Source organism: Leptolyngbya sp. 7M (genome assembly GCF_018128485.1).
Genome location: NZ_CP070897.1, coordinates 4,577,641 through 4,588,772, shown reverse-complemented (window position 1 = coordinate 4,588,772; position 11,132 = coordinate 4,577,641). Strand labels below are relative to the sequence as shown.

Below are 11,132 nucleotides of genomic sequence, written 5' to 3'. Positions count from 1 at the left end.
AAAATCAAGTTAGATTATGTTCTAACGGTTTCCGCAACAGTTTGCAACAGTTTGCAACAATTAGCCTTTAACCTTAGCCTAACATTCCCCTGATCAGAAAGAGACGCGGCCCCTTTGTCTTTACAGAGTCTTGAGCTACGTCCCCTTTAAGTAAGTTTTGAGTTTTAAGTTTTAAGTTTTGAGTTTTAGGTTACAGCTTGAACAAAAGACTTGTAGCTTTAGGCTTTGTAGCTTGCTTCTGCAGGTGGCGCAGTGTTGCCGCAGGCAGTAGCGGTAGTCTAAGTTCTGAGTTGGAGCTTAGGTGGAAAACTAGTCTCCTTCTACCTGCTCCCGATATTCGTCTGCCGTCATGGCGTCATCGAGTTCGCCTGGATCATCTACACGCAGCTTCAGCATCCAGCCTTCACCGTAGGGATCTTCTGCGAGCTGTTCTGGGGCTTCTAGAAGGGCATCGTTACGCTCAACCACGGTACCAGTAATCGGAGCTTTCAAATCTTCAACGGCTTTTACTGACTCAACCGTGCCAAAGGTTTCTCCTTTTTCTAAGGCTTCACCAATTTCTGGTAATTCTAGAAACACAATATCGCCAAGTTGATCGACGGCAAACGCCGTGATGCCAATGGTGGCAATTTCGCCTTCGAGCCGGGCGTATTCATGTGTATCCGAATACTTCAAATCATCAGGGTACTCAAATGCCATATGCGGTCATCCTTTCATCGTTATCATGAAGCCACGATTACCAACGCCTATCGGACGCTGCTGATCAAGCTGAAACCAGAATCGAGCCAAAACAGGTTGATGCGTTTACACCACCTGAATGCAGTCTACTCAAGAGCCGGCCTTCTAAACAATTATTTCAATAAATTCAATTGATTAAGGGAGCGGTTTCATAAAAACTTAGCCTTCACTGGCCGTTGGCTCACCAGAGTCGCTGCCCCCAAATGGATCCATACCGTTGAACGGATCAGTACCGTTAAAGGGATTGGCGATACCGTTAGCTGTGGTCCGAGGCCCCATTGCTTTTGGGTGCAGAGCTTCCTGCCGCTGTTGCCAGCTCTGGGTCAAATTGGTGACTTGGGCGATTGAGCTATTGGCCAGGGAGACTAGCCCGCCAGCATGGCGCAGTTGAGTCAACCGCAGATTCATTCGTTCCACCAGTCCTGTATGTTGGCCTGTGCTAATCACATCGCCAATCGCATATTGGTCTTCCCAGAGAATTAGACAGCCCATTAATCCATCTCTGACGAAATTTTGACAAATCAGCAGCAGCGCTAGTCCGACAATCCCAGCTAAGGTCAACACTAGACTCAAGGGCAGTCCCAGGTAAACCAAGGCAGCTACTATGCCAACGCCGTACACCACAACCGTCTTCACAGGCTTAATCGAGGCGAGAATCGTGGAGATGCGTAAAATATCTCGCTGCGGGTCGTCGGCCGCCGCCGCCCCAAACTTGACCCAGGCATCAGCTAGCAGGTGCAGTAGTCCACTGCCCAAGCGGCTCACCAGACTAGTAAAAAACCAAATCAACAGCAGAGTGGTAGGCGTGCCGAGAAACTGCCGTGCATATTGCCTGGTCCAAGGAAAGGCTGTTAGAGCGAGGATTAGTCCTACCGTCCAAACGAGCACTTGTGCCCAAGCCAGCAGCCAGCGGAAAAAACCCACGACTCGCCGCTGTTGCTGTAGGGTTTTCTGGTGCTGAAAGCTGTCTAGGAACCTGGCTCGCAGTGCGATTAGGTCCGATTCTGTCATGCTACGAGACGGCTCAGGGTAGATTTCAGCTGCAACGCGTCAGCATCTTCGATCGGTACTATTCGGTCGAGCAGTTCGACGACGGTCGTCTCGCAGCCGAATCGGTGATAAACGCTCGCGAATTCGACGCCGACCGCGCCGGAGCCCATAACGATCATCGATTTGGGAACGCGGTCGAGCTCTAAAATTTGATCGGAGTTCACGACATTCTTACCGTCAACCTCAAACCCAGGTATTGGCCGCACAACCGAACCGGTCGCGATAATGATGTTCTTTGTATCAATTGTCTCTTTCTTACCGTCGGCGAGTGCGACCTCGACCTTGCCCTTACCTGCGATCCTGCCGTGGCCGTTAAAGACGGTAACCTTATTCTTCTTCATCAGATAGGTTACGCCAGCCGCGTTCTTGTCAACTATACCGGATTTGTAATTCTGAATGCCGGCCCAATCGTATTCCAGCCCGTTAACTTTCAAACCAAATTTCTCGAATTCACCTGCTTTTTGGTAAAGATGTGCTGCATTTAGCAATGCCTTTGTCGGGATACAGCCGCGAAGGCCGCACGTGCCGCCGAGTTTTGCGCCCTTTTCTTTTTCAATAATGGCTACTTTTAAGCCTAGCTGGGCTCCGCGGACCGCCGCCACATAACCGCCCGGGCCGGCTCCGATGATAGTTACGTCAAATTGTTCTGCCAATGTCTTGTTCCTCTTAGATTTAGTATTTGACTTAAATAGTTGATTATAACGGAGAGTCTATGACCTCACAAAAGCTCCCGGCGAACGATCAAGGATACTACTTTACCGATTTTACCTTCCTTTAAGGTTTTGTTTACTTTTACGTAACCTGCCCTCCTTAGGCTGTCTAGTTGATTCCCATTTCACAGATTATTCAACTGAATTCAGGCCGTTCGGATCGTGTCCATTAACAACGGCACGATCGAGTGGATGCATAAAAGGAGTATTTACCAACTTAATGAATAAGCACACTATCACCTCAACAGCTTATCGGCAGATAGCGCTGTTCATGCTATTTGTGTCTTTGGCCGCCGGTGTTTTGGGCCAATCAGAGTTCGGCAGTGCCGCGATCGAAGGCACTATCGTTGATCCCAATGGCGGCTCGGTCGCCGGAGCAGCCGTTACGATCCGAAACCTGGAAACAGGGCTTGAGCGAAGCACCGTTAGCGACAGCAGCGGGCGCTATTCTTCGCGTGTCTTGCCCGTTGGGAGATATATCGTCGCAGTTTCTGCTGACGGCTTTGCAGAAGGACGACGAGAGGGCGTGCTTTTACGAGTTGGTGAGACCACTCCGCTAAACATCACCCTACAGCCAGCCGACGTTACTGCACAGGTGGACATAGTTGCAGGTGCAGACCTTATCGATACCGAAACTACGACGACCGGATCTTCCATAAGCGAACGGCTTGTTTCCGATCTGCCGGTTCGCGGCCGGAATTTCACTGAGTTCGTTACTTTGACGCCGGCAGTTATTCAGGAAGCCGACCGAAGCGGTCTTGTTGTTGCGGGGCAGCGTTCGATCAATTCAAATATCTCTGTCGATGGAACCGACTATAATGATCCGCTGCAGGGAAATCAGCGCGGCGGCAATGAGTCTGTGTTTTTCTTTCCGCAGTCGGCGGTCCGCGAGTTTCAAGTGGTCCGCTCGGGCGCAAGCGCCGAGGTGGGCCGAACCAACGCCGGTTTTGTCAACGTAGTTACGAAATCAGGCACGAATGATGTTCGCGGCGAAGCATTCTATTTCAATCGCAATCGCCATTTAACATCTGAGAATGCCTTTGGAAGAAGATTGGATAATGCACAGAACCAATTCGGCGGTTCGGTCGGCGGGCCAATAGTTCGCAATAGGGCTTTCTTTTTCTTCAGCATCGAACAGAATCTATTAAGAGTTCCGTTTGTGGTTGAATTTCAGCGACCGGCGGGCGTCCAGATCCCCACCGAACTTTTAGCTCTCGAAGGAGAAAAGCGAGGGACCAATAACCCTACGGCTCTTTTTGGCCGGACCGACTTTGTTCTCGACAAGAAGAACACATTGAATCTTTTTCGAATTCAGCTTTCCGCTCCGCAAGCTTTTTTTGCGCCGCGTCGGCAGCCTCGGCAAGCCTATCAAGGTCAGCCGCTTGGTCATTGAGTAGAACCAATGCTGCCTGCAGTTCTTCGGATTTCTTCGTTAACGAAAGTAAAGAGTGTTCAACTTCGGCCCTTTCGGCCTCGAGGGCGTTAGATCTTTCAAGTTCACCTTCCGCACGGGCGATCAGAACGTTCATACCCGATATCCGATTCTCGATAAATCGTTGCGTCTTAAGGAGTTCTTCGGCTCCGCGGCGATATTCTTCAACCTTTAAGAGCGTATCAAATGTACGTTTGCGTTCAGCAGCGGTGGCCAGAAATATGGCCGTGAACGTTCCCTGTGGAACGCCGATGGCATGTTTGAATAACGTTTCGAGGTCCGTGCCGGGCTCAAGACCAAGATGCTGCCAAAGGAATCTAGTTACTTCCTCCTTTTTATCTGCGAGCCGCATCTTGAGGCGAGGATCGTAAACGTAATAGCCAGTACCAGTATCGCGATAAACAACGTAATCGCGTTCATCCGCTCCGCTTTCGAACGTTACTCTTACAGAGCCTTTCTTCGCACCGCGTCGGACAAAATCGTCCTTCTTATAGTCAAGAACATCGAACAATGCCCATGCGATCGCCTCAACGATCGTCGTTTTTCCTACCCCGTTCTCACCGGAAATGGCGGTCGTTCCGGGCCGGAATTCGAACACCGATGCGGCGTGCGATTTTATATTGTCGAGTTCTAGTCTCTTTATCTGCACCTTGGAAATAAATTCTATGCGAACCGCCCCCAAACCGAAAGAATACCCATCCACGAATTGTCTCGGCTCGGACAACAGCCTAGAATTTGCTTATGAAGATCGTATCTGGAGAAGTGGTGATCGCAGTTCTGCACACTCCGCGGGAAAAGTTGCTCGGGATCTTGGACGAGATAAACGCTTCCGGCGTTTGGCTTCGTGCTATCGATCTTGGTTATTTTGACGATTGGTGTTCTTCGATATTCAACGATGAAGATTACCTTCCAATGAGCGATCAATTTATTCCGATGTGGAGAGTAGAAAGGATCAGCCGCGACGATTCAGAGCCTGCGATGGCAGAGATCTTCGAACAGAGAACCGGAAGAAAGTTCGTGGGAATGTAAGCAGAGCATTACGATTGCTGGCCGCGACCAAAGCTATTACTGACCGCGGATTGCTATATTTCCGCTGATGGTTGTCAAATTAACAGTGGCAGCGCCGTCGCCGATCCTTGCGACAACATTATTCCCGCCCGGTGTTTTTCTTTCCTCCAGGACGTTTATCGGCAACGAAGAACTGAAGGAGCCGAATCCATAAGCTGCAATGAACGTGCACGAAACGTCTTTTGGAAGCTGAAGATCAAGGGTGCCATTCGTTGTCCTGAAATTATAGATACCGCCTGCAAGAAGCGAACCGTTGAACAGCATTGAACCGGTTATGGTCCAAGCCTTTATTTGGCGATGCTTTACGTCTTTGAATGAGATGCTCCCGCTTGAGGTGTTGGCGCTGAGGACGTCGCCGATGCTACCGGGAGTGATCTCCATTGCCACTATATTGCCGGCTACAGTTTTCAATGTGATCTCGCCGCCCGAATTTTCAAGAATGATGTCGCCTTGAAAAGTTTCCGCCTTCACGCCACCAGGAATATTACGCAGCTGAATGCTTCCTTCGATCACTTTAACGCTGGCGTTCTTCACTGTGTCGATAACAGCGCCCGAAGTTCTTGCTTCTAGATTCAACATCGTCCCGACCGGTACGTCGATCTCAACAGACGCTCCGCCAAGGCAGTTGCTGAACGGTGAGGAAGCAGCGTCCCCGGCCGAACGTGTTATCCAAAGCCAATTTGGACGTTCCGTACGTGTGTTGCGTTCAAGTACTCGAAACTCAAACGGCCGACCGTCCCGCACGAATACCCGCACCTCTTCCCGGTCCCAACCGTTTACACGCAATGCCCCTTCTGAGATGCAAAATTTTGCACTCAGCCGCGTTCGAAAGGCATTGCGGCCAGAGTGTTTCCCCAAAACGATCTGATTTTCGGCTAGACCAATCGAGGCCGCTTCCATAATTTCATAGGTTTCGCGGTGCTTGAGCACGCCGTCTTGGTGAATTCCGGACTCATGGGCAAAGGCATTGGCACCCACAATTGCTTTATTGGGTTGGACTAACATACCAGTCAGGTGCGATACCAAGCGCGATGTTTTGTAAATTTCGGTGGTTTTGATGCGGGTGAGGGGTGCCTCTGATTCAACTGGCCGACCCAAAAACGGATTGAAGTAGGACTTGCGCACCTCCAGCGCCATGGCGATTTCTTCCAGCGCTGTATTGCCTGCCCGTTCACCGATGCCGTTAATCGTGCATTCAATCTGCCGTATTCCATGCTCGATAGCCGCTAGCGCATTGGCCGTTGCCAACCCCAAATCGTTCTGGGTATGAACCGACAGCACCACCTGATCGATCCCAGCCACGTGGGTGCGAATTCCTTGAATCAGCCGCTCCATTTCCTTGGGGGTGCGATAGCCGACAGTATCTGGAATGTTGATCGTGGTCGCCCCAGCCCGAATCGCCATTTCTAGCATTTGGTAGAGGTAAGCGGGTTCGGCACGGGTGGCATCCATGGGCGAAAATTCCACATCTTCCACAAAGGATTTGGCATAGGCCACCATTTCCTCCACGATGGCCAGCACCTCGGCGCGGGATTTGCGCAACTGATACTGAAGGTGAATATCCGAGGCCGAAATAAACACATGAATGCGGGAATGGGCAGCGGGTTGCAGTGCTTCGGCAGCGGTTTGGATATCCTGACGCACGGCTCGCGCCAAACTGCAGATAATCGGGCCATCGGGTGTGCCCACCTGCTCGGCAATTGCCCGCACGGCAGCAAAATCACCAGGGCTAGAGGCGGCAAAGCCTGCTTCAATCACATCCACACCCAGGAGAGCCAGTTGATGAGCAATCGCCAGCTTTTCTTCGGCGTTGAGGGTAGCTCCGGGGGACTGCTCGCCATCGCGGAGGGTGGTATCGAAGATGATGACCCGATCGGGCTGTGGAATGCTCATAACAGACTCCTAGAAAGGAATGAGAGAAAGCGTGATTATTGGATATTGTATACGATCCTCCTTTTTGTATACAATATAAAGTATGAATTTGATCGGATATGAACTTGAACGACCTGGCAGCCAATGTGCTGCAACATCAACGCAGTACCCCAGATTTGATTGCAGAAGCCCTGCGGCAGGCAATCCAGCATGGGTTATTTCAAGAAGGCCAGTCCCTGCGGCAAGACGAAATTGCCACCCAGTTTGGCGTCAGCCGGATTCCGGTGCGAGAAGCCCTGCGGCAGCTAGAGGCAGAAGGGTTAGTCACCTTTCATCCCAATCGGGGTGCGATGGTTTCGAGTCTGTCTTTCTCCGAAGCCCAAGAAATCTGCGAGATCCGCATGGCGCTAGAAACGATGGCCCTCCAGCTAGCCATTCCCCACCTCAGCGATGCCGACCTCGACCGAGCAGCCCAACTTTTGCAAGAGACCGAGCAAGCTACTGAGCCAATGCGCTGGGCTGAGCTGAACTGGCAGTTTCATAGCGCCTTATATCAGCCAGCAAATCGACCGCGTCTGCTCAGCATGATCAAAACTTTGCATATCAATGTCGATCGCTATATTCGGCTGCAAATGCAGGAATTGCAGTACCGCGACCGCAGCCAAGCCGAACACCACCAGCTCTTAGCGGCCTGTCGTCAGCGAGATACTATAGCCGCGATTCAGATACTGCAGCAGCATATCGGGCAGGCCGCTGAGCAGTTGGTCGAGTATTTGCAGGGCGGATCGGCTGAAGGTCGGTCTGAACGATTGTTAAAGCCATCTCTTGTAAATGGTTTACAGGTCGGTTTAACTTCTTTGCCCTTTTCTCATTCGGAACAAGTTGTTTCAAAAACTGAGTGAGATGGAAAACAATCTATTTGATTTGTCAGGGAAGGTTGCGATTGTCACGGGTTCTGGACCAGTAACCACAATCCAGCCGGATGCGAACGGTCTTCCAGTTCAACCCCTCAATCCCGCGACCGGGCTAGACGAACGCAACCTTGCATCTTTGCCCGGCGCCGGTTTGGATGTGAATTCCAATGTCGCTCTTCCTATGGATCAGCTTCCGGGAGGCGATGGCTATGACCCTTGGGCCAACGCGCGTTCATTGCAGCCACCGGGCGGTTCGGTAACGATCCCGCCCGATAGCGGCAGCCCGTTTACGATGGATCCCGGCTGTACTATGCTCCCTAGTGGATTGGTTATATGTCCGACGGTTGTTCCAACCCGAACCCCAACACCGACTCCGCGGCCGGAAGATGGCGCGAATACTAACACAGCGACCGCTCCTACAAGGACACCGTCGCCGCAGCCAACGCCAGCCCGCACCCCAACTGCGGAACCGCGTCCAACACAGTCCCCTACGAACCGCGATGACCCTAAGTGATCAGCGGGTTGAACAAAGCCCATCGACAGATCTATTAACATTGCCCCGATCCTTTAGAACTTATTTGGCCACCTTAAGATCTTCTTTCATCGGATCTGCAATTCGAAGGGAAGCATCATCATTGCCTCGCCGTTATGCATTCGGTCGATCATTTGAGCAAAGCGGAAAGCTCGGCGGGCCTCAGCCGGGAGCGAATCGGCCAGAGCCTTCTGAACCTTGTAATTCTCAGAGACGGTGGCATCTTCATCACTTCCAAAGATCGTTTCAAAGAACGGACGCGGAGCCGGAAAAACTACTCGGCGGACGTCTTTGTCAGCGGGCAGATTCGCAAGCTCTTTCGCTAACGATATGGCCTTTTCCAGCCCGCCGAATTCATCGATCAGCCCATTGGCCTTTGCCTGCGTGCCGGTCCAGACCCGGCCCTGTCCAAGTGTATTGACCTGCTCATCGGTCATATTTCGGCCCTTAGCAACTTTTGGAACAAAGTTGGTGAAGTAGATGTGGTTGGTCTGTTCTTCCATCTTCGCGCGTTCTTCCGGCGTCCATTTTTCCGTTAGCCGGAATATGCCGGCATTCTTTCCGCGCAGGATGTATTCGTTGGTTATGCCGAGCCAATCATAAAGACCTTTTACGACCGGTTTTCCCATGAACACACCAATGGAGCCGGTTATAGTAGCAGGTTCGGCAACGATCTTATCTGCATTTGCAGAAATGTAATATCCGCCTGAAGCGGCGACATCCGACATAGAGACGACAACCGGCTTCCCTTTCGCCTTTGCATTGTCGATCGCCCGGTACATTAGGTCTGACGCGAGGGCTGAGCCGCCGGGCGAATCAACGCGGAGAACGATCGCTTTGATCCCCGTGTCTGCAGCTGCATCATTTACGGCCTGCACCACTGTATCCGATCCAACCATCTGTCCGCCGAACGGGCTGTCGCTGGAGCGGCCTGTGTTTATGCCGCCGGAAGCAAATATGACCGCGATGCGTTCGCCATTGTTCAACCCGAGAGAATCAGACGGGATATCACGATATTTCCCTCCGCCAATCGTTCGCAGCGGCTCGTTTTCGCCGTAACCCAGCTGCTGTTTGATAAGTTCGTGGACCTGATCCAGATAGATCGCATCATCAATAAGCCCCAGTTCCTTCGCTTGCGGAGCGTTGTACGGAGCATTGTCAATAATTCCGCCTACGTCCTCTGCTGATTTATTGCGTGATGAGGCAATGGCATTCGTGAAACGGCCATAGAATTCATCGAGAATGGCATTGATCACCTCTCTTTGGCCTTCGCCCATTTCCTTTCGGGTGTATTGGTCAGGCGCATTCTTGTATTTGGGTCCGATCTGAATGACGTCCGTATCAATGCCGAGCTTATCAAGCGACCCTTTGTAAAACATCGCTTCTGCCGCGAAGCCATTTATGTAAAGATCCCCGGGCGGCGGCAGATAGATCTTGTCGGCCGCGGTCGCGATGTAATAATCGCGGTTGGTGCCCATTTGCATATATGCATATACGGGTTTGCCGGAGGCCTTAAGATCTGCGATGGCATGAAGCTTTCGGGCGTTTCGTCGTAATGCTGCTTGCCGTCCTTTACTTCCGGCAAGCCTGCATTAGGCAGGACAGAAACCGCGATGGGCGAATTTTCACAAAGATACTTGAGCGATTCGGCCATTTGTTTTGGGCCGGTGCCGCAGTTCATTCCGATAACGTCTATCGGGAATGGTTCAAGCGCCGTCAATGCCGCGGCGATCTCCGTTCCATTCAACATCGTGCCGAAAGTTTCGATCGTGACCTGAGCGATCACCGGGATGCGAACCCTGTTTTGTTTGAAATGATCGAATATCGCAGCCAGAGCCGCCTTCGTCTGCAACAGATCCTGACAGGTTTCGACGATCAGGATATCGCTGCCGCCTTCGACAAGCCCGCGGACCTGTTCGACGTATGCCTTTCGGAGGTCTCGATAAGTTATGTGCCCGAGCGTCGGCAGTTTCGTTCCCGGCCCTATTGAGCCCGCGACGAATCGCGGCTTATCCAGCCTTGAGAAATCCCGGGCTATGCGTTTTGCGAGCGATGCGGCCTTGAAATTTACGTCGTAAGTCTTATCCGCGATGCCGAATTCAGATAAAACGACCTCGCTGCCGCCAAAACTGTTCGTCTCAATGACGTCGCAGCCGGCCTCGAGAAATGCAGTGTGAACGCTTTCGATCGCATCCGGCCGCGTGTAAAGCAGATTTTCGGAACAGTTCTCAAACTCCGGCCCGCCCCATTCGTCGATGGACAGATTGAGCGACTGCAGGAAAGTCCCCATTGCGCCGTCGAAAACAACGACCTTTTCTTTTAGCAGATCAAGAAAGTTCATATCCAAATTCCCGCGAAAGACACGAAAAAGATGACATATAGCGATTCGCCATTCACATCAATTCGCGGGTATTACGGCCGGTTCCTAGAAACAAAAACTCTGTGCCGCTTATGCAGCACAGAGTTTTCGTTTAAGTACCCTACTCTAAGCTGTTTAGCGGATTATTTTACGTGGCCGCAAGTCGCAATAACTCACCACTTAGTGTTTGTATTTTAAGGCAACTGGTTCAATTATGTCTATCTGAAATTAGGGCACCACTCAAGTATTCCTTATCTTTCTTTGTTTTATTACGGTATTTTACAGGCCAAAAAAGGAAAAACCTCGGTCAATGACCGAGTGTTTTTTCTCAAAAATGGTCGGGGCGAGAGGATTTGAACCTCCGACCTCACGGTCCCGAACCGTGCGCTCTACCAGGCTGAGCCACGCCCCGAAGCATCGCGAAAATGCCGCGAACGAATAGTCTAAGTAACCCACA

The 11,132-nt window shown here is 51.5% G+C and carries 10 protein-coding genes, 1 tRNA gene, 1 pseudogene and 1 riboswitch; of the genes and pseudogenes, 4 read left to right on the top strand and 8 right to left on the bottom strand.

Annotation, left to right across the window (positions count from 1 at the left end; genetic code table 11):
* Positions 1 to 309: 309 nt before the first annotated feature.
* The 3 genes from gcvH to JVX88_RS23505 all read right to left on the bottom strand — a co-directional run bounded on the left by gcvH (position 310) and on the right by JVX88_RS23505 (position 2,441).
* Positions 310 to 699, bottom strand: a complete 390-nt coding sequence (gene gcvH / locus JVX88_RS23515; RefSeq protein WP_211620741.1) for a glycine cleavage system protein GcvH — start codon at positions 697 to 699, stop codon at positions 310 to 312.
* A 198-nt stretch (positions 700 to 897) separates the two neighbouring features.
* Positions 898 to 1,749, bottom strand: coding sequence for a mechanosensitive ion channel family protein (locus JVX88_RS23510; protein WP_211620739.1), 852 nt, complete (start codon positions 1,747 to 1,749; stop codon positions 898 to 900).
* The gene (locus tag JVX88_RS23505; RefSeq protein ID WP_211620737.1) at positions 1,746 to 2,441 is read right to left on the bottom strand and encodes an FAD-dependent oxidoreductase; all 696 of its coding nucleotides are present in this window, start codon (positions 2,439 to 2,441) and stop codon (positions 1,746 to 1,748) included. The genes JVX88_RS23510 and JVX88_RS23505 overlap by 4 nt, the downstream gene beginning before the upstream one ends.
* Before the next feature lie 277 nt (positions 2,442 to 2,718).
* Here JVX88_RS23505 and JVX88_RS42215 point away from each other — a divergent pair.
* Positions 2,719 to 3,060: pseudogene (locus JVX88_RS42215) on the top strand (carboxypeptidase-like regulatory domain-containing protein); the annotation flags it as partial.
* Between the two features lie 682 nt (positions 3,061 to 3,742).
* Here the strand turns inward: JVX88_RS42215 and JVX88_RS38940 are convergent.
* Positions 3,743 to 4,633: an SMC family ATPase gene (locus JVX88_RS38940; RefSeq protein WP_315875299.1), complete on the bottom strand. Its 891-nt coding sequence runs from the start codon at positions 4,631 to 4,633 to the stop codon at positions 3,743 to 3,745.
* A 38-nt stretch (positions 4,634 to 4,671) separates the two neighbouring features.
* Between JVX88_RS38940 and JVX88_RS23495 the strand changes: the two genes are divergently transcribed.
* A complete protein-coding gene (locus JVX88_RS23495; protein ID WP_211620731.1) occupies positions 4,672 to 4,959 on the top strand; it encodes a hypothetical protein in 288 nt (95 codons plus the stop codon).
* Positions 4,960 to 4,995: 36 nt separating this feature from the next.
* Here JVX88_RS23495 and JVX88_RS23490 read toward each other — a convergent pair whose 3' ends face one another.
* A complete protein-coding gene (locus JVX88_RS23490) occupies positions 4,996 to 6,891 on the bottom strand; it encodes a 2-isopropylmalate synthase (RefSeq protein ID WP_211620728.1) in 1,896 nt (631 codons plus the stop codon).
* Between the two features lie 98 nt (positions 6,892 to 6,989).
* On the opposite strand from JVX88_RS23490, the gene JVX88_RS23485 reads away from it, so the two are divergent.
* Positions 6,990 to 7,772, top strand: coding sequence for a GntR family transcriptional regulator (locus JVX88_RS23485; RefSeq protein WP_211620725.1), 783 nt, complete (start codon positions 6,990 to 6,992; stop codon positions 7,770 to 7,772).
* A 1-nt stretch (position 7,773) separates the two neighbouring features.
* Positions 7,774 to 8,298, top strand: a complete 525-nt coding sequence (locus JVX88_RS23480; protein WP_211620722.1) for a hypothetical protein — start codon at positions 7,774 to 7,776, stop codon at positions 8,296 to 8,298.
* An 86-nt stretch (positions 8,299 to 8,384) separates the two neighbouring features.
* Here JVX88_RS23480 and sppA read toward each other — a convergent pair whose 3' ends face one another.
* From sppA to JVX88_RS23465, 3 genes are all read right to left on the bottom strand, one after another.
* The gene (gene sppA, locus JVX88_RS23475) at positions 8,385 to 9,794 is read right to left on the bottom strand and encodes a signal peptide peptidase SppA (protein ID WP_211620719.1); all 1,410 of its coding nucleotides are present in this window, start codon (positions 9,792 to 9,794) and stop codon (positions 8,385 to 8,387) included.
* Positions 9,716 to 10,657: a homocysteine S-methyltransferase family protein gene (locus JVX88_RS23470; RefSeq protein WP_211620716.1), complete on the bottom strand. Its 942-nt coding sequence runs from the start codon at positions 10,655 to 10,657 to the stop codon at positions 9,716 to 9,718. Before JVX88_RS23470 ends, sppA begins: the two co-directional genes overlap by 79 nt.
* 132 nt (positions 10,658 to 10,789) lie before the next feature.
* Positions 10,790 to 10,865: riboswitch (SAM riboswitch) on the bottom strand.
* Positions 10,866 to 11,010: 145 nt separating this feature from the next.
* Positions 11,011 to 11,087, bottom strand: a tRNA-Pro gene (locus JVX88_RS23465).
* Positions 11,088 to 11,132 lie beyond the last annotated feature (45 nt).